The 247-nt window shown below is 73.3% G+C and carries 1 protein-coding gene; it reads right to left on the reverse strand.

Annotation, left to right across the window (positions count from 1 at the left end; translation table 11 throughout):
• Positions 1-197, reverse strand: a 197-nt coding sequence (locus tag BN358_RS10335; RefSeq protein WP_157593317.1) for a hypothetical protein, incomplete at its 3' end; no start/stop codon positions are given.
• Positions 198-247: the final 50 nt, after the last annotated feature.

Genomic DNA, 247 nt, shown 5'->3' on the forward strand with positions numbered 1-247 from the left:
AGGGCGTCGGGCCGCATCCGGCCGACCGTGCGGGGACTCCCGTCCACGACGATCGTGGCCTTCTCGAACAGCTGCGGCAGCTCCTGGTAGCAGGTTGCGCAGTCGTTGCACTTGGCCAGATCCTCGGGGTCGAGCCAGATCGGACGGTCGACCACTGCGGTCGTCGCGGCCGCCGCCTCGGTCGCGGGTGCTGCCATCGGGGCTCCGAACAGGCCCAGGTTGAGCGCGCCGCCGGGCGGGGCGCCGG

Source organism: Sedimentibacter sp. B4, assembly GCF_000309315.1.
Lineage (GTDB): Bacteria > Bacillota > Clostridia > Tissierellales > Sedimentibacteraceae > Sedimentibacter > Sedimentibacter saalensis.